Here is a 17,682-nt window from a genome sequence, read left to right on the forward strand (position 1 = left end):
ACCGGGTGACTCGCGCCCGTTATTCGAAGAACTCGATCAGCTTGCCAATACCGCGTTTAGCAACGGCTACCGGGCGGCTGTCGTCGTTGGTCCACTCAGACATGGAGCCGTCGTACAGGGCCACGTTGTCAAAACCCGCGATCTCGCTGAGCACGAACCAGTCGGTAGCGGCCCAGTGGCCGGTGTTGCAGAAGGCGACGGTCTGGGTATCGCGATTCAGTTCTGCGCCATTGATGCGCGATTGAAGGCCGCCGATGTCCAGGTAGTAGGCACTGTCACGGCTGGCGAGCAATGAGGAATGCGGCAGATTCTGAGCACCGGGGATGGTGCCCGGCGCGCTAGCCGCCGGCGACTGGTTATCACCGCGGAAATAGTCTTCCGGACGGGCATCGACCAGCTGTGCCTGACCCTCACGGGCGGACTCGACCTCCTCGGTCGTGGCGATCAGATCCTCTTGCAGGGTGGCCTTGAAATCGGCAATGGCGCCAGGCTCGGACGGACCGCTGGCCACCTCGAAGCCCTGCTGCTGCCAGCCGGCAAAGCCACCATCGAGAATGCCGACAGCGTCGTGGCCGAGCACCTTGAAGGTCCAGTAGACGCGAGCAGCACTGCCGAAGTCGGTGGCGCCGGTGCCGGCCGGCACGATCACCACGCTATCGTTGTTGTCGATGCCGAGCCCGCCGATCAGCCGCTCCATGCGCGACGCCGGTGGCAACAGGCCCGTCACGCCGTCGCGGCTTTCCCGCCAGCCGTCGCCGGTGTAGCTGCTGTAGATGCTGCCCGGAACATGCGCCGCTTCGAAGCTTGAGCGATCGCCGCCGTTGTCGATGCTGGAGCGTACGTCGAGCACTACCAGATCCTCATCGCCCAACCTGTCGGCCAGCCAGTCGGCCTCAACAAGAGGCGTGATATCAGCTGCAACCGCCTGAGTCGCCACCAGGGCCATCGAGGCCCCCATCAGCCATGACTTGATCATGAGAATCCGACCTCATTACTAGGGTATTTGGGCGCTATTATGCGACTAATCAACGCAAGATCAATATACGTCGCAAGAATGAATACGACCCGACCCACAACTGACAGGAATAAGCGCCGACAACACACGACTCGAACACCGGAACTCACCCTACCCAGACATCAAAGACTCCCCCTATTCGGACATCGAAAACTCACCGCCCTGCTCAACCGCGCGTTGATAGGCCGGGCGCTCGCGCATCCGCGCCAGCAAATCAGTGAGCCGCGGGTAGTCGGCGAGCCTGCCCTGCCCCTCGAGGGCCAGCAGCGGAAAGCTCATCTGGATGTCGGCCGCGCTGAAGGCGTCGCCCGAAAGCCAGGCGTGCTCGCCGCACTCACCTTCCCAGAACGCCAGTAGATCGCGAATCTGCGGATCGAGAAACTTGTCCTTGACGCCACCCGCCAGCAGCCGGGCGATGGGACGGATCAGGGCCGGTACCGGCGGCTTGTCCAGGCGCGAGAACACCAGCGACATCACCAAAGGCGGCATCGCCGAGCCCTCGGCATGGTGCAGCCAGAAACGGTAACGCCGCCGCTCCGGCGTACCTGCCGGCGGCAGCAGCTGGCCATCATCGAAGCGCTCGAGCAGGTACTCGATAATCGCGCCGGACTCAGCCACCACCTCTCCATCGCGGTCGGTATCGACGATCACCGGCGACTTGCCCAGCGGGTGAACCTGCTTGAGCGATTCAGGCGCCAGCATCGTCTTGGGATCACGCCGATAAGTGATCACCTTATAGTCGGCAGAAAGCTCCTCAAGCAGCCAGATCACGCGCTGGGAACGAGAGTTCTCCAGATGGTGCACTTCGATCATCATCGTCTCCTGACCAGGAAATAGGCGTCATTGCGGCAAGGCGTCGTCTTGGACGCGGGGTGTCAAACGAGCGTTCCAGTAGCCTATCAGCTCCTGCCAAGGTCGTCTTTCGGTCTCTGTCCCGCCCACTAGACTCATGAGAGGCAGCACAACCTTGATCACAGGGAGGCATCACGATGGCCAAGGTGTTGGTAGTGGATGACGAGCCGAACATCGTCCTGTCGCTTGAATTCCTGATGCAGCAGGCAGGCTTCGAGGTGGTCACTGCCGAAGACGGCGAAAGCGCCTTGACCCGGGTCGCCGAAGCGCCCCCGGATCTGGTATTGCTCGACATCAGCCTGCCGGGCATCAGCGGCTTCGACGTGCTGGAGCGGCTGCGCGCCAACCCGACCTTGACGCGCCTGCCGATCATCATGCTCACCGCCCATGGACGCGAAGTCGAGCGTGAGAAAGGATTGGCGCTCGGCGCCGATGACTACATCACCAAACCCTTCTCGACCCAGGCGCTGGTCGACAAGGTAAAGACCTTGCTAGACGAGTCCGCCGCATGAGCCCGCCGGTGGGTCCGCCCCGGCGCCAGCATCTGATCGGCGCCTGGCTTTTGCTCAGCGGCCTGAGCCTGTTTGGCGGCGCCTTTCTGGCGCTTTGGCTGGAAAGTCGGCTGGCCCCGGCTGGCGCCGAACGCATCGCCCTGTGGGGAGGATGCCTGGTCGGCGCCGGCCTGCTGTTTCTGCTGGGCCTGTTACTCGAGCGGCGGCTGTTTGCGCCCCTGCGCCATCTTCAGGTGCAGATAGCACGAATGGTGGCAAGCCCCGACGCTCGCGACGACTATCGCCCCGAGGGCTGGCTGAGCGGCCTGGGCCCAGACCTCTTGAGGCTGCGCGAGCACTGGCGACAGGACCGCTCGCAGCTGGCCGGGGCCCATGCCGCAGGAGCCCGGGGCGCCGCCCGCATTCGCCAGGAGCTCGAGGCCCTGCTGCAGGTGCTGGACACCCCGCTGCTGCTATGCGACCGCCACCGCCGCCTGCTGCTGTTCAACCAGGCCGCCGAGGCGCTGTTCTCGGAGCATCCGGGGTTCGGGCTGGGCAAGCGCCTGGAAGGCCTGTTTGACCTTGCCAGCCTGTCGGAGGCCCTCGACCGCCTGCCCGCCGATGGCACATCGAGAGAGCTGCTGGTACCGCTGAAGGACCGCTGGCTGCATGGCTGCCTGCGCCGGGTGCCCAACAGCGATCACGAGACCCTGATCACCTTGACCGACAGCACCGCCGCCTGGCACTGCGAGATGGATACCCGAGTCCGGCTCGCCGAGTGTCTGACCGCGGTGCGACGTCATGGCGCCGGCCTCTCAAGCGCTGCCGAGGCCCTCGGCCACCTGCAATCGTCAACTCATGCGACCAACCAAGCAACCAACCAGGCAACCAACCAGGCAACCAACCGGGCGACGGGGCACACGCATGATCAGGAAACGCAGCTGCCCGCCGCCCCCTCGATACCTTCCCACGAAGCGCTGCCGGCAGCCTCACTGGGCAGCCGCGAGGCTCCTCTGTCCTCGCGGCTCGCCGACATCATCGACGAAGAGAGCCAGGGCCTCGGTCAGGCAATAGACCAGCTTGGCAAGTCGCTGGAGGCCCTCCAGCGCCAGGGCGAACGGCTGGCCCCGCTGTGGTCGAACGATCTGTGGCAGGCCCTCAACGATCGCCTGGCCGGCTCGTCGCTGGTGCTTACCCCAATCGGCATGCCGGCCTGGTTCAAGGCCGATGCCCCGGCTCTGCTCGTGATGCTCGAGGCCTTGACCAGCCGTCTTGGTGAGCTGGCCGAAGTACGCCATCTTGACGCTGAAGTCTGCCTGGGCAACAGGCGCGTCTACCTGGACCTGATCTGGCTGGGCACGCCGATGACACAGCACCAGTTGGCCGGCTGGAAGGCCCTGCGGCTCGACGCCTTGCCGCTATCTCCCCGCATCGAGGACCTGCTGCACCAGCATGACAGCGACCTTTGGAGCCTTCAGGACCCTGATGGCCGTCATGCCCGGCTGCGATGTCCGCTACCGGCAGTCGAGCGGGTGGGTGCCCCACTCACTCGTCCATCGCCCCGCCCGGAGTTCCACGACTTCGGCATTGCTGACCTGCCGCCCCCCGAGGCCGAGCTGGCCGCCTGCCCGCTGGCCCAGCTCGAGGTAGTAGCTTTCGATACCGAGACCACGGGACTGGCCCTGCGCCAGGACGACCGGGTGATCAGCATCGGCGCCTGCCGCATCGTCAACGGGCGCCTGCTGGCCGATGACACCTTCGACGTGCGGGTCGACCCGGGGCGGCCGATCCCCCCGGCCAGCACCGCCATTCACGGCCTGACAGATAGTGATGTACTGGGCGCCCCGCCCCTGAGCCAGGCACTGCCACGCTTCCGCGACTATCTGGGCGATGCGGTGATTCTTGCTCACAACGCCGCCTTCGATCTCCTGGCTCTGCAGTCGCCGGGAGCCGAGGTGGCGCTCAACATGCCGGTGCTAGATACCCTGCTGCTGTCTCGTGCCCTGGACCCATCGCTCGACGGCCACGACCTGGACAGCCTGGCCGATCGCTACGCCCTGAGCTTTGCCGAAGGCACCCGCCACACGGCGCTGGGCGATGCCCGGGTCACCGCCGAGCTTTGGCTGGCCATGCGTACACGCCTGGAGGCGCGCGGCGTTCAAACTCTGGCCGATGCCCTGGCGCTGCAATCAAGCGCCTTCGACCATCAGGATGCCAGCGCATGATGGCGCCGCGCCGCACAGAACGCCTGGTGGCGCTGGTCATACTGGCCGCCCTGCTATTCACGCCACCGCTGATCCTGCTCGTCGACCGCCCGGTCGGCGGCCTCTCCTGGCTCGCCGCCTACCTGTTCGCGGCCTGGGCCCTGGTGATTGGCCTGGCGGCCTGGCTACTGGAGAGAGGGCCCAAGGAATGAGCATCACTTGCGAAAGCGGCCGGCATGGATAGTGAACTGAGCGTGATCGTGGCAGCGTTCGGTTACCTGGCGCTCCTGTTCGTGATCGCCGCCTGGGCCGACCGTCGCGCCAGACAGGGGCGCTCGGTGATCGCCTCCCCCTTCGTCTATACGCTGTCGATCGCCGTCTACTGCACTGCCTGGACCTTCTACGGCAGCGTGGGGCGTGCAGCCGACGCCGGCCCCAGCTTCCTGCTGATCTATCTGGGGCCGACGCTTGCCATGCTCTCCGGCCCGCTGATCATCCGCAAGATGGTGCGCATCGCCAGAGCTCAGCGCATTACCTCCATCGCCGACTTCATCAGCGCCCGCTATGGCAAGAGCAGTCGCCTCGGTGCGCTAGTGGCCCTGATCGCCCTGATCGGCATCACCCCCTACATCGCCCTGCAGCTCAAGGCCATCACCCTGAGCCACGCAGTGCTGATGCACTATCCGGTTGCTTCATCTGTTGCGACATCGGCGTCGAGCTTTCTGAGCGACAAGTCATTCTGGGTGGCGCTGGTACTGGCAGTATTCATCATGCTCTTCGGCACCCGGCATCTGGATGCCAGCGAGCGCCATGAAGGCATGGTTGCCGCCATCGCCGTGGAGTCACTGGTCAAGCTGGTGGCCTTCCTGGCGGTGGGCCTTTTCACCGTTTTCATGCTCTTCGACGGCCCTGCCGATCTGTTCGCCAGGGCAGCCGCCCAGCCACAGCTGCAACAGGCACTGAGCCTGTCGGCGGTGCCGGGGGGTGCGCTGGGCTGGATCGGCACGCTGCTGCTGGCCTTTCTGGCCTTTCTCACCCTGCCCCGCCAATTTCAGGTGCTGGTGGTGGAGAACGTCGACGAGCGCCACCTGCTCAGGGCCAGCTGGCTATTCCCTCTCTACCTGCTGATCATCAACCTGATGGTCATTCCGATCGCCCTGGCCGGCCTGCTGCTGACCGGCACCGGCAGCGACCCGGACAGCTTCGTGCTGACCCTGCCGCTTTCTGCCGGCCGAGAGGGGCTGTCGCTTTTCGTGTTCATCGGCGGGCTGTCCGCAGCCACCGGCATGGTGATCGTCGAAACCATTGCGCTCTCGACCATGGTCAGCAATCAGCTGGTGATGCCTCTGCTGCTGCGGGCAACGCCGATATCCCGCCGCCTGCGCGGCGATCTCTCGGGCTGGCTGCTGGGCATCCGCCGGATCGCCATCGCGTTGATCCTGCTGCTGGGCTATCTCTACCATGCACTGATTGGCGACGCCTACAGCCTGGTGACCATCGGCCTGGTGTCCTTCGCCGCCGTCAGCCAGTTTGCCCCGGCCCTGTTGCTGGGGCTTTATTGGCGGGGCGCCTGCGGCCTCGGTGCCGGGCTCGGCATGCTGGCCGGCATCGCCGTCTGGAGCTATACCCTGCTGCTACCGGGCTTCGCCCAGTCGGGCTGGTTGCCGATGAGCTTTGTCGAGCAAGGTCTTTATCATCTGGCCTGGCTGCGCCCCTATGCGCTGTTCGGTCTTGATGGCCTGGACATCTACAGCCATTCGCTGCTGTGGAGCCTCATGGCCAACATTGGCGTGCTGGTGGGCGTATCGCTGTTCACCCGCCAGAACCGGCTCGAGCAAACACAGGCGGCGCTCTTTACCGGGGCCTTGACCGAAGGCATTGATACCGCTTCGCTATGGCAGGGACAGACCACCCGCGGCGCCCTTCGCGACCTGCTCAAACGCTACCTGGGTGGCACCGCGACTACTCGCGTGCTGGCAACAGCAGACGCAAGCGATCACACCACCGGCATGGAGGCCGGTGCCAGCACCACTGACGGTGAGAACGCAGCCGCCATGGACGCCTCCGCCTCGCCGCAGCTGATCGCCCGGGCCGAGCAGGCGCTGGCGGGGGCGCTGGGCAGCGCCTCGGCCAGAGTCTTGATCAATTCAGTGGTGCGCGGTGAGGCACTGGATATGGAGGCGGTACTGCGCATCCTCGATACCACCTCCCAGACGCTTGAGTACAACCGCCGTCTGGAGCAGAAGTCGCGGGAGCTGGCGCGCATCGGCGAAGAACTACGCGGTGCCAACGAACGGCTTCGAGAGCTCGACCGGCTCAAGGACGAATTCGTGGCCATGGTCAGTCATGAACTGCGCACGCCGTTGACCTCGATTCGCGCCTTCGCCGAAATCCTGCGCGACAGCCAGGACATGCCCGACGACAAGCGCGCCCAGTTTCTGGAGGTAGTGGTACTCGAGAGTCAGCGACTGTCACGACTGATCGAGGAGATTCTCGACCTGGCACGGCTCGAGTCCGGGCGTTTGACCCTGCACCCGAAGCCGCTGGATTTGGTCGCCCTGACCCGCCAGAGCCTGGCAGCCGTGCAGCACCCGATCGAGGAGCGAGGTGTCCACCTGGAGGCGATCATCGACCTCGACGAGGCCCAGGTGATCGGCGACCCGGATCGCCTCGAGCAGGTGATCATCAACCTGATCGACAATGCCGCCAAGTTTGCCGCCGAGCTGTCGCCACACGTGCTGCTGCGCCTCGGACGCCGCCAGGGTCAGGTCCGGCTGTCCGTGGAAGATAACGGGCCCGGCATCGCCGCCGAAGAACGCGAACGCGTCTTCGAGAAATTCCATCAGCTCGAGCAACAGGGCGTTGCCAGCGGCCACAGCCGTGGGCGCCCCCGGGGCAGCGGTCTTGGGCTGCCCATCAGCCGCGGCATCGTGTCCCAGCTCGGCGGACGACTGTGGGTCGAGGATGCCGCCACTCTGGACGGCGCCAGCCTGATCATGGAGCTGCCCGATGCGCCCCGGGAAACGCAGGCCCCTTGAGATGCGCGCGAGCCACAAGTCACCGGACCTAGTGCGATGAGGCGCCAACCAGATCCTTCGCTCGACCCACCAGGCGGCGGATGGCCTTCAGATCGAGACGCAGCAGCGTTTGCTCGGCCTCGTCGAGATCGGCAAGCACGACCCAGCCATCGGCCAGTCCCCCTGCGCCAAGCCGGCGACACTGTGTTGCCAGCAGTATGGCCTGCAGCCGATTCATGGCAGTGTGCAGCGTCAACGCCTCACGGGCGTCCAGCGCACCGGCACACACCAGCTCGCTGAGACGCAAGCGAGTATCCACCCCGCGACAGCCGTACAGCACGCTCATCAGGCGCACGGCATTTTGAAGCGGTATCAGCCCCTGGCGCTTGAGATTCAAGGCGCCGCTCTGAGGCGCCTCCTTGTCATCACCGTGCAGGCGCCCAAGCCGGTCCAGTGCTACCGGGGTCTCCTCAAGAAGGACTGCCATCTCGTCGAGAAAGCCACCGGCGCGGGCCAGTCGGGCAAGGGCCCGGTCACGCAGGGAATCGGCCAGGCCCGCGTCCCCGTAGACGGCGGCGAAGTCGAGCAGAATATTGGTCTGCTGCACGCGCTTGACCCGCCGCTCGGCGCTCCAGATGGCCAACTGGGCGTCCCACTCGGAGAGCCGCTTGCGCCACATCGGCCAGCGGGCCATGACATGGCCCTGACACAGGGGCAGGCCGGCGGCGGCCAAACAATCGGTGAAGCGCTCTCCCAGTGCCTGGAAGTAGCCGTCAACCTCGCTATGGCGAGCATCCGGGTAGTCGCCGATGATCATGGCATTATCCTGATCCGGCGCCAGCAGGCTCTCGTGGCGGGCCATCGAGCCCAGTACCAGCACGCAATAAGGACGTGGCGGCGGCCCCCAGCCGGTGGCCAGCATGTCATCAAGCGAGGTCGCCACGGCCTGACGGTAAAGCCAGTGACCGTGATCGCTGATCAGTTGGCTGATGCGCCAGGCAGGCAAGTCCAGGCGCATGAGGGCCTCCACCAGCTCAAACTGCCAGGCCTTGGCCGCCGCCAGGCTGGGAGTGGGCCCCAGACTCTCCAGCGCATCCACCAGCGGCGCCAGCAGCATCGAAAGTTCTGGCGAAAGCTCTGGAGAAAGCCCGGCGGGATCGGGCAGGCTCTCGCCAGCGAACAGCGCGCGCCACGGCGAGCTTCGGTACAGAAAGCGCATAGGGGCTCCATTTCAGCCTCCCTGAACCTGGAGTGTAGTGCCTTCCTGTAAACAACGACGCCGCTGCCCGAAGGCAGCGGCGTCGTTGCGGATAGCTGTCGCAATGCTCGCCCATCGCAATGCTGGCCCATCACAATAGAGCCCCATCGCAATGGTGGTGGCGCGTTATCAGCGCGGCTTGAACATGTCGTCACCGACATCGTCGATAAAGCGCTCGGCCTTGCGCACCATCAGCTCGTCGCAGGCCTCGCGATCCGAGACGACGTCAGAGCGCTCGAAGCGGTGCTCGAGGGTTTCGCCGCCGGCGACCGGCTTGCGAATGAAGCCGCTGACGCGATACTGGCCGCCGGTATCCTGGGGATCTGACGCGATCAGATACCCCTGATACTCGACCGGTTCGGCCTCACGGGACTTGGCGGATTCTCCGGCCCCAAAGAGCCCGGGGAAGAGTTTCTTCAGCATCCTGCCCTCCTCTTCTCTTCTGCGCTTCGCCGCGCCAGGGCCCGACATGGCCCCTGGCGGTCAGCCTCAGCTTTGGTCGCGCCCTTTGCCGGCGGCGATGCGCAGGCGCAGAGCGTTGAGCTTGATGAAACCTTCGGCATCTTTCTGATCGTAGGCGCCGGCGTCGTCTTCAAAGGTTGCGATGGACTCGTCGAACAGCGACTGATCGGACTTGCGGCCGACGACGGTGGCGCTGCCCTTGTAGAGCTTCATGCGAACCACGCCGGAGACGTCCTTCTGGGTCTCGTCAATGGCGGCCTGCAGCATCTTGCGCTCCGGGCTCCACCAGTAGCCGTTGTAGATGACCTCGGCGTACTTGGGCATCAACTCGTCCTTGAGGTGGGCCGCTTCGCGGTCCAGGGTCAGGGACTCGATGGCGCGATGGGCACGCAGCATGATGGTGCCGCCCGGTGTTTCGTAGCAGCCACGGGATTTCATGCCCACGTAGCGGTTCTCGACGATGTCGAGACGGCCGATACCGTTGTCGCCACCCAGCTGGTTGAGCTTGGACAGAACTTCGTGCGGCTTGAGGGTCTCGCCGTCGATGGCGACGATATCGCCCCGCTCATAGGTCAGTTCGATGTAGGTCGGCGTATCCGGCGCTGCCTCCGGAGAGACGCTCCAGCGCCACATGTCTTCTTCTGCTTCTTCCCACGGATCCTCGAGGTTGCCGCCCTCGTAGGAGATGTGCAGCAGGTTGGCGTCCATGGAGTACGGAGACTTCTTCTTGCTGGTGGAGAAGTCGACCGGAATATCGTGCTGCTCGCAGTAGGCCATCAGCTTCTCGCGAGAGTTGAGATCCCACTCACGCCACGGCGCGATAACCTTAACGCCCGGCTTCAGCGCGTAGGCGCCGAGCTCGAAGCGCACCTGGTCGTTACCCTTGCCGGTCGCACCGTGCGAGATGGCGTCGGCACCGGTCTTGTTGGCGATATCGATCAACCGCTTGGCGATCAGCGGGCGAGCGATGGAGGTGCCCAGCAGGTATTCACCCTCGTAGATGGTGTTGGCGCGGAACATCGGATAGACGTAGTCGCGCACATACTCTTCGCGCAGGTCCTCGATGTAGATTTCCTTGACGCCGAGAGCCTCTGCCTTGGCGCGCGCCGGCTCGACTTCCTCACCCTGGCCGATGTCGGCCGTGAAGGTCACCACCTCACAGTCGTAGGTCTCCTGCAACCATTTGACGATAACGGACGTGTCCAGGCCGCCGGAATAGGCGAGAACGACCTTCTTGACATCGGACATTCTGGGCTCCTTCGCTTGCTGTGTGTAGAGGCACGTCACCGCGGCGCCGTGCCCGTTAACATTGTGAGATAGCCATCAAGTATAGCGCCGATGAGCGCTGGAGAATACCGCCGGGGCGGGGCGCATGGCTGACAAAGATGGTAGACTCTCGCGCATTCGTCAGCCGATGCCGACGCAGATTTTCATTTTTGGTTAGGGAGAGGTGCATGAGCGAGGCGAGCGCCCAAGGCCTGATGGCTCAGCGATTTCGCAGCTTTCTGCCGGTGGTGGTGGACCTGGAAACCGGCGGCTTTGACGCCAAGGGTGACGCGATCCTCGAGATCGCCGCCGTAACGCTGAGCATGGATCCGGACGGCAACCTAATTCCGGACGCGACCTATGCCTTCCATGTCACTCCCTTCGAGGGAGCAAATGTCGAGCAGTCGGCACTGGATTTCACCGGCATCAACCTCGATGACTCGCTGCGCAAGCGAGTAGCGCTGAGCGAGTCAGAGGCCATGAACGAGATATTCCGGCCCGTGCGCAAGGCGATCAAGGCCCACAACTGTACGCGCGCGGTGCTGGTCGGGCACAACGCAGCCTTCGATCACGGCTTCCTGAACGCCGCGGTCAACCGCTGCAATATCAAGCGCAACCCCTTCCACCCGTTCTCGAGCTTCGACACCGCCAGCCTGTCGGGACTGGTGTATGGTCAAACGGTGCTGGCAAGAGCCTGTCGCGCTGCCGGCATCGAGTTCGACAACACCGAGGCCCACTCGGCCCGCTATGATACCGAGCGGACCGCTGAGCTGTTCTGCTCGATCGTCAACCGCTTCAAGGACCTCGGCGGCTGGAACCTGGCTCAGCGCGAACAGGGCATGGACGAACTCTAGCCCTGCCACTCACCATTACGGCCCCGCGCCATCACGGCCAGACGTCATCTCCGGCCAAGAGTGAAAGCTAAGGCCCAGGCCAAGAGATAGCGCCGGCCAAGAACGATCTGAACATGGAAAAGCCCCGCCAGCCAGGCTGACGGGGCTTTTTTATGCCACGAGCGAGTATCGCTACAGCGCTTATTCGCTGGCGCTTTCCTCGTTGGCCTTGGCACGCTCGGCGGCGGCTTTTACCAGCGTTTCGAGCTCACCGTTCTGGTGCATTTCAACGACAATGTCGCAGCCACCGACCAGCTCGCCCTCGACCCACAGCTGCGGGAAGGTCGGCCAGCTGGCGACCTTGGGCAGTTCGGCACGGATATCCGGGTTGTCGAGCACGTTGACAAAGGCAAAGCGCTCGCCGCAGGACATCAGAGCCTGAACGGTCTGGGCGGAGAAACCGCATTGCGGAAGCTGGGGTGTGCCCTTCATGTAGATCAGGATCGCGTTTTCGCTAATCTGCTGCTGGATGTTCTCAACGGTCGTGCTCATGAAGAATTCCTTCTGATGAATGCTTGGTGTCATAATCATTCTACTGATGCCAGCAAGACGAATATAGCCCCGCCATCGGCTCCCTCGTCGCATCGCGTTGCGTGATGTACAGCGGCTGGCTAGGATGGAGGTTTTTGCGCGCGGAGTAACCTCATGGCGACACGCCATTTCCTGACCCTGCTTGACCTCTCTCCCGAGGAACTGACGCACCTGGTGCGTCGTGCCATCACCATCAAGAATGGCCTCAAGACCCACGGCCCGACCTACACGCCGTTCGCCAACCGCACCCTGGCGATGATCTTCGAGAAGTCCTCGACCCGTACCCGGGTATCTTTCGAGACGGCCATGGCTCAGTTCGGCGGTCACGCCCTCTTCCTGTCCCCGCGTGATACCCAGTTGGGACGCGGCGAGCCGATCGGCGACACCGCACGCGTGCTCTCGGAAATGGTCGATGCGGTCATGATCCGCACCTTCGCCCATTCAGGGCTCGAGGAGTTCGCCGCCGCCAGCAGCGTGCCGGTCATCAACGCCCTGAGTGACGATTATCATCCCTGCCAGTTGCTGGCCGACGTCATGACATGGAGCGAGCTGCGCGGCAACGTGCGCGGCAAGACCGCGGTATGGATCGGCGACGGCAATAATATGTGCCATTCATGGATCAATGCCGCGCGCCAGTTCGGCTTCAAGCTGCGTATCTGCTGCCCCGAGGGCTATGATCCCGACCCGACGATTGTGGCCGCCGCTGGCGACCAAGTGAGCATCCTGCGCGACCCACAGGCGGCCGTCGCCGATGCCGACCTGGTCACGACCGACGTTTGGGCCTCGATGGGCCAGGAAGAAGAGCAGGCCAAGCGCGAGGCCGACTTCGCCGGCTTCCAGGTCACCGAAGCGATGCTCGATCTGGCATCCCGTGACGTGCTCTTCCTGCACTGCCTGCCGGCGCATCGCGGCGAAGAAATCAGCACCACCCTGCTTGATGATCCTCGTGCGGTGGTCTGGCAAGAAGCCGGCAACCGGCTGCACGCCCAAAAGGCCCTGCTGGAATTTCTGCTCTTGGGACGCGTTGAGAGCTGATGCGCCTGGAGGCCTGATAGCGATACCGGTATCGCCTTGGGGGCGATACCGGCCCTTCCTGTTCTACCTCGACGGCTGCCAACGTGCGCCATACCCGCCACGGGCACAAAAAAACGCCGCGAACCTAAGTTCACGGCGTTTTTCGGTATTCGGTTGGTGGAGCCTAGCGGGATCGAACCGCTGACCTCAACACTGCCAGTGTTGCGCTCTCCCAGCTGAGCTAAGGCCCCACAATGGCTACTTATCCAACCAATCGCAAACTTCACAAGAGTGTGATATCTGCTGTAGCGTGACTGGATGCAGCCTTGGCAACGAGGGCTTACCCCGAAGACGAGATGCATAATATACAATAGGTTAGGTATCGTCAATACTTTTTCCCCCAGCCCCCGGATCCGCCATAGCCCGGCCCAAGCCGCCATCGGCGCATACAGATAAAGACATGGCTATCATGTGCATCGCCGCACCCAGTAAATTAATGTAATCTAATGCATCAATGGCGGTATCATCCGCGCCCTGCCGAGAATGGCCACCCACCGCCGAAGGATCCACAGGAGGCATCTTGATCAAGGTTCTCATCGCCGACGACCACCACCTGGTCAGAACCAGTATTGCCCATCTACTCGACGCAGAAAACGGCATCAAGGTGGTGGGTGAAGCAGCCGATGGCGAAGATGCTGTGACGCTGGCTCGCCAGCTTCGGCCCGATGTCGTGCTGATGGATATCCGCATGCCGGGCATCGGCGGCCTGGAAGCGACGCGCAAGATTGCCAAGACCATGAACGACTGTCGCGTTCTGGTGCTGACGGCCTTCCTCGAGGAAACTTTTGCCCAGCGCTTGCTGGATGTGGGCGCCTGCGGCTTTATCGGCAAGGGCGCCGAGCCACCGGAAATGGTTCAGGCCATCCGTGCCGTATTCGACGGCAAGCGCTACGTCAGCCCAGCCATTGCCCAGCGCCTGGTGCTGTCCAAGCTCGACTCCCCGGAAAACCCCTTCGACAATCTGTCGCAACGCGAGCTGCAGGTGGCGATGATGATCGTCAACTGCCAGAGGGTCAGCGACATCTCGGACAGCCTTTTCCTGAGCCCCAAGACCGTCAACACCTACCGCTACCGCATTTTCGAGAAACTCGGCGTGCACTCGGACGTCGAGCTGACCCACCTGGGCCTGCGCCACGGACTGGTGGACGGCTACCAGCACGACGCCTGAACCGTCCCGGCCACGGGTTCTGGTATGCTGGTGCTTCACTCGTGAAGCACTAAGCCCCATGACCTTCGACGCCAAGCACTTCCTGAAGACCATCAGTCAATCACCCGGCGTCTATCGCATGTTCGACGCCAAGGGCGACACCCTCTATATCGGCAAGGCCAAACGGCTCAACGCTCGCTTGGCGAGCTATTTCCGCGGCGCCCTCAACACCAAGACTCAGGCGCTGGTAGTCCGCATCGCCGATATCCAAGTGACCGTGACCCACAGCGAGACCGAGGCCTTACTGCTCGAGCAGACGCTGATCAAGGAACTGCGGCCGCCCTACAACATCCTGCTGCGCGACGACAAATCCTACCCCTTCGTCTTCGTCAGCGACCGCCATCCGTATCCTGCCCTCGAATACAAGCGCGCTCGCAGCCGTCGAGATGACGGCCGCTATCTAGGCCCCTATCCGAGCAGTGGCGCGGTGCGCGAGACCCTGTCGCTGATGCAGAAGATCTTCCGCATCCGCAACTGTGAGGACAGCGTCTTTTCCCATCGCACGCGCCCCTGCCTGCAGTATCAGATCCAGCGCTGCAGTGCGCCCTGCGTCGACTACATCAGCGAGGAAGACTACCGGCGTGACCTGGAGCATGCGGTGATGTGCCTTCAGGGCAAAAGCGAGCAGGTCACCGAACAGCTGACCCGTCAGATGGAGGCCGCCAGCGAATCGCTGGCGTTCGAGGAAGCGGCCCGGCTTCGCGATCAGGTCCAGCAGCTGCGCAGCCTGCAGCGCCAGCAATATGTCGACACCGACGGGGGTGACGCCGATATCTTCGCCCTGGCACAGCGCCCAGGAGCCCTTTGCGTCTCGGTGCTTACCGTGCGTGAGGGGCGCATGCTCGGCGCACGCCACCACACGCCTGACAACGGTCTCGACCTGGGCCCTGAGGCGCTGCTCACCGAGTTCATCAGCCAATACTACCTGGGCCAGGTCCATGAACCCGTCGCCGAGATCATCACCTCACATCCGCTGGCGGACGCCGAACTGCTGCAGGGCGTCCTGTCGGAACAGGCCGGCCGCCAGGTCCGTCTGACCCATCGCGTGCGCGGCCACCGCGCTCAATGGCAGCAGCTCGCTCAGACCAACGCCGAGCAGCACCTGGCCACCCAGTTGGCCAATCAGACGCAACTGGCCAAACGCTTCGAAGCGCTGCGCGATGCGCTCGGCCTGGCCGAGGTGCCCAAACGCCTGGAGTGCTTTGACATCAGCCACAGCCATGGCGAGGCCACCGTGGCCTCCTGCGTGGTGTTCGATCATGACGGCCCGGTGAAGTCCGACTACCGGCGCTTCAATATCGAAGGCGTGGCCGCCGGCGACGACTATGCCGCCATGCAGCAGGCGCTAACCCGGCGCTTCAAGCGCCTCGCCGAGGGTGAAGGCAAGCGTCCGGACCTGCTGTTCGTCGACGGTGGCAAGGGGCAGTTGAACATGGCCCGCGAGGTCTTCACCGAGCTCGGCGTGACCGGTGTAGGGCTGATCGGCGTGGCCAAGGGCACCACTCGCAAGCCCGGCCTCGAGACCCTGTTCGTCGAGACCATCGACCACAGCCTGAGCCTCGAAGGCAGTTCACCGGCCCTGCACCTGGTTCAGCATATCCGCGACGAATCTCACCGCTTCGCGATCGCCGGCCATCGGGCGCGCCGCGACAAGGTCAGGCGCACCTCGACCCTCCAGGACATCCCCGGCGTGGGCCCCAAACGCCGCCGCGAGCTGCTGCGCTTCTTCGGCGGACTCCAGGGGGTACGTCAGGCCAGCCGCGAAGAACTCGCCCGAGTTCCCGGCATCAGTGACAGCATGGCGAAGGCGATTCATCAGGCGCTGCATGGATGATCGCGCGACGGCCATATAGAATGGTGACTCTCAGACTTCAGGCAAGGACAAGCGGCGCTCAGATGAACATCCCCAACATTCTCACCCTCGCCAGAATCGCCTTCATCCCGCTGTTGGTGGTCATCTTCTACCTGCCTTATAGCTGGAGCATGTTGTTGGCGGCGGCGTTGTTCGGGCTGGCCGCTATCACCGACTGGCTCGACGGCTATCTGGCCAGGCGCTGGAACCAGAGCACGCCCTTCGGCGCTTTCCTCGACCCGGTAGCCGACAAGCTAATGGTCGCTGTCGCCCTCGCCTTGTTGATCGAACGCTACGATGCAGCCTGGCTGACCCTACCGGCACTGGTGATCATCGGCCGTGAGATCGTCATTTCCGCCCTGCGTGAGTGGATGGCCGAAATGGGCAAACGGGGTACCGTGGCGGTGTCGTCGATCGGCAAGGTCAAGACCACACTGCAAATGGTCGCCCTGCTGCTGCTGCTCGGCTTCCCACAGGACAGCCTGGTCGCCCAACTGGGCACCGTCACCCTGTACCTGGCGGCGGCGCTGACGCTGTGGTCCATGCAGCAATATCTGCGCGCTGCCTGGCCTCACCTGTCACGCTCGATGTAGCCCTGACAGAACAATGAGATGCGCATAAGCGCTTGACACTTACGCACTTATGCGTATAATTCGTCCTCGAGTCAGGCGGGAATAGCTCAGTGGTAGAGCATCGCCTTGCCAAGGCGAGGGTCGCGAGTTCGAATCTCGTTTCCCGCTCCATCATCGCGATGGTTGACTGACTCAGTGAGGCTGGATGGCAGAGTGGTTATGCAGCGGACTGCAACTCCGTGTACGCCGGTTCGATTCCGACTCCAGCCTCCATTTCTGTTTTGCCCCGCTCGAACCTCCCGCCCGGATGGCGAAATTGGTAGACGCAAGAGACTTAAAATCTCTCGGTGGTAACACCGTGCCGGTTCGAGCCCGGCTCCGGGCACCATTTGACCCCATATTTCAGCTACTTAGAAGCAATCCCGGCGCGTACCCATCATCGTAACCATCATTGATAAAATGATGAATTGATAAAAATTGAGACAGATTTACCCCTTCCCCCGTCGCTGGCGCTGCACCCCTTCCGCTATCTGCATCTCAAATTGCTTCGCTACCCACTCCGGCACCAAGTCCAACGGGCGGCACAGGTTCGCCAGTAGCTCACGGCTCCCCGTGAAGTCGTCCAGGGCCTCAAGGTCGGCGGTGCTGGCACCGCGTAGCGCGTTCAAGCAATCGCGGCAGTAGACCGTCAGGGCCTCTATCCAAATGGCGTGCGCAGCCTCCAGCGGGATAGGCAACGCGGCCAGCTCTGCCAGCTCTTCACGGGTATACGGGCGGTTGGTGCGCGGGAACGGGGTTTCGGCGGTGGTAGGCAAGGCGATCAGCTCCCATTGAAGGATGCCGCCCGCGATGGCATGGAGGTAAAGACCATCCGGCGGCTGTCGGGGTTGCTTTGTGACCATGCGTGACTCACCGACTGAGACGCACCCGCTACACGCGGCGACTGAAGAAGGCGGGGTGCATTGCTGTGGTCTGGGGGCACCCCGTA

17 protein-coding genes and 4 tRNA genes are annotated in these 17,682 nt (G+C 63.4%); 12 read left to right on the top strand and 9 right to left on the bottom strand.

Annotation, left to right across the window (positions count from 1 at the left end; translation table 11 throughout):
* Positions 1-19 precede the first annotated feature (19 nt).
* Both BCL93_RS08475 and BCL93_RS08480 read right to left on the bottom strand, forming a co-directional pair.
* On the bottom strand, positions 20-976 hold the full coding sequence (locus BCL93_RS08475; protein WP_112054846.1) for a sulfurtransferase: 957 nt from the start codon (positions 974-976) through the stop codon (positions 20-22).
* A 174-nt stretch (positions 977-1,150) separates the two neighbouring features.
* Positions 1,151-1,828 (bottom strand): glutathione S-transferase family protein, encoded by a 678-nt coding sequence (locus BCL93_RS08480; protein ID WP_112054847.1) that lies wholly within the window; start codon positions 1,826-1,828, stop codon positions 1,151-1,153.
* A gap of 176 nt (positions 1,829-2,004) precedes the next feature.
* Here BCL93_RS08480 and BCL93_RS08485 point away from each other — a divergent pair, with 176 nt between their 5' ends.
* Genes BCL93_RS08485 through BCL93_RS08500 form a run of 4 tightly spaced genes read left to right on the top strand, consistent with a single transcriptional unit; the run spans position 2,005 to position 7,600 of the window.
* Positions 2,005-2,379, top strand: coding sequence for a response regulator transcription factor (locus BCL93_RS08485; protein WP_112054848.1), 375 nt, complete (start codon positions 2,005-2,007; stop codon positions 2,377-2,379).
* Entirely contained in the window at positions 2,376-4,583 is a 2,208-nt protein-coding gene (locus BCL93_RS08490; protein WP_258396173.1) for a 3'-5' exonuclease, read from the top strand. The genes BCL93_RS08485 and BCL93_RS08490 overlap by 4 nt, the downstream gene beginning before the upstream one ends.
* Positions 4,580-4,774 carry a hypothetical protein gene (locus BCL93_RS08495; protein ID WP_112054849.1) on the top strand — a complete coding sequence of 65 codons (195 nt, stop codon included), beginning with the start codon at positions 4,580-4,582 and terminating at the stop codon, positions 4,772-4,774. The genes BCL93_RS08490 and BCL93_RS08495 overlap by 4 nt, the downstream gene beginning before the upstream one ends.
* Before the next feature lie 24 nt (positions 4,775-4,798).
* Positions 4,799-7,600, top strand: a complete 2,802-nt coding sequence (locus BCL93_RS08500) for a sensor histidine kinase (protein WP_112054850.1) — start codon at positions 4,799-4,801, stop codon at positions 7,598-7,600.
* A gap of 28 nt (positions 7,601-7,628) precedes the next feature.
* Here BCL93_RS08500 and BCL93_RS08505 read toward each other — a convergent pair whose 3' ends face one another.
* From BCL93_RS08505 to BCL93_RS08515, 3 genes are all read right to left on the bottom strand, one after another.
* Positions 7,629-8,798, bottom strand: a complete 1,170-nt coding sequence (locus BCL93_RS08505; protein WP_112054851.1) for a DUF294 nucleotidyltransferase-like domain-containing protein — start codon at positions 8,796-8,798, stop codon at positions 7,629-7,631.
* A 168-nt stretch (positions 8,799-8,966) separates the two neighbouring features.
* A complete protein-coding gene (locus tag BCL93_RS08510; protein WP_112054852.1) occupies positions 8,967-9,260 on the bottom strand; it encodes an HlyU family transcriptional regulator in 294 nt (97 codons plus the stop codon).
* A 66-nt stretch (positions 9,261-9,326) separates the two neighbouring features.
* Positions 9,327-10,547: an argininosuccinate synthase gene (locus BCL93_RS08515; RefSeq protein WP_112054853.1), complete on the bottom strand. Its 1,221-nt coding sequence runs from the start codon at positions 10,545-10,547 to the stop codon at positions 9,327-9,329.
* Positions 10,548-10,753: 206 nt separating this feature from the next.
* Between BCL93_RS08515 and rnt the strand changes: the two genes are divergently transcribed.
* Positions 10,754-11,419 carry a ribonuclease T gene (rnt, locus tag BCL93_RS08520; RefSeq protein WP_112054854.1) on the top strand — a complete coding sequence of 222 codons (666 nt, stop codon included), beginning with the start codon at positions 10,754-10,756 and terminating at the stop codon, positions 11,417-11,419.
* Between the two features lie 180 nt (positions 11,420-11,599).
* Here the strand turns inward: rnt and grxD are convergent, their stop codons facing one another.
* Positions 11,600-11,950: a Grx4 family monothiol glutaredoxin gene (gene grxD, locus BCL93_RS08525; protein WP_112054855.1), complete on the bottom strand. Its 351-nt coding sequence runs from the start codon at positions 11,948-11,950 to the stop codon at positions 11,600-11,602.
* A 153-nt stretch (positions 11,951-12,103) separates the two neighbouring features.
* On the opposite strand from grxD, the gene argF reads away from it, so the two are divergent.
* A complete protein-coding gene (gene argF, locus BCL93_RS08530) occupies positions 12,104-13,024 on the top strand; it encodes an ornithine carbamoyltransferase (protein ID WP_112054856.1) in 921 nt (306 codons plus the stop codon).
* A 154-nt stretch (positions 13,025-13,178) separates the two neighbouring features.
* Here the strand turns inward: argF and BCL93_RS08535 are convergent.
* Together BCL93_RS08535 and BCL93_RS08540 are read right to left on the bottom strand one after the other, a co-directional pair.
* A tRNA-Ala gene (locus BCL93_RS08535) sits at positions 13,179-13,254 on the bottom strand.
* Between the two features lie 124 nt (positions 13,255-13,378).
* Entirely contained in the window at positions 13,379-13,591 is a 213-nt protein-coding gene (locus BCL93_RS08540) for a hypothetical protein (RefSeq protein ID WP_146742473.1), read from the bottom strand.
* Here BCL93_RS08540 and uvrY point away from each other — a divergent pair.
* The 6 genes from uvrY (at position 13,584) to BCL93_RS08570 (ending at position 17,082) form a co-directional block, all read left to right on the top strand.
* Positions 13,584-14,231: a UvrY/SirA/GacA family response regulator transcription factor gene (gene uvrY / locus BCL93_RS08545; protein ID WP_112054858.1), complete on the top strand. Its 648-nt coding sequence runs from the start codon at positions 13,584-13,586 to the stop codon at positions 14,229-14,231. The genes BCL93_RS08540 and uvrY overlap by 8 nt on opposite strands.
* A 58-nt stretch (positions 14,232-14,289) precedes the next feature.
* Positions 14,290-16,104: an excinuclease ABC subunit UvrC gene (uvrC, locus tag BCL93_RS08550; RefSeq protein WP_112054859.1), complete on the top strand. Its 1,815-nt coding sequence runs from the start codon at positions 14,290-14,292 to the stop codon at positions 16,102-16,104.
* A gap of 62 nt (positions 16,105-16,166) precedes the next feature.
* On the top strand, positions 16,167-16,715 hold the full coding sequence (gene pgsA / locus BCL93_RS08555; protein WP_112054860.1) for a CDP-diacylglycerol--glycerol-3-phosphate 3-phosphatidyltransferase: 549 nt from the start codon (positions 16,167-16,169) through the stop codon (positions 16,713-16,715).
* A gap of 75 nt (positions 16,716-16,790) precedes the next feature.
* Positions 16,791-16,865, top strand: a tRNA-Gly gene (locus BCL93_RS08560).
* A 28-nt stretch (positions 16,866-16,893) separates the two neighbouring features.
* Positions 16,894-16,967: transfer RNA gene (locus BCL93_RS08565), tRNA-Cys, on the top strand.
* Positions 16,968-16,995: 28 nt separating this feature from the next.
* Positions 16,996-17,082: transfer RNA gene (locus tag BCL93_RS08570), tRNA-Leu, on the top strand.
* Between the two features lie 100 nt (positions 17,083-17,182).
* Here BCL93_RS08570 and BCL93_RS08575 read toward each other — a convergent pair.
* On the bottom strand, positions 17,183-17,596 hold the full coding sequence (locus tag BCL93_RS08575) for a hypothetical protein (RefSeq protein WP_112054861.1): 414 nt from the start codon (positions 17,594-17,596) through the stop codon (positions 17,183-17,185).
* Positions 17,597-17,682: the final 86 nt, after the last annotated feature.

The sequence above is a fragment of the Onishia taeanensis genome (assembly GCF_003268885.1).
GTDB classification, from domain to species: domain Bacteria; phylum Pseudomonadota; class Gammaproteobacteria; order Pseudomonadales; family Halomonadaceae; genus Onishia; species Onishia taeanensis_A.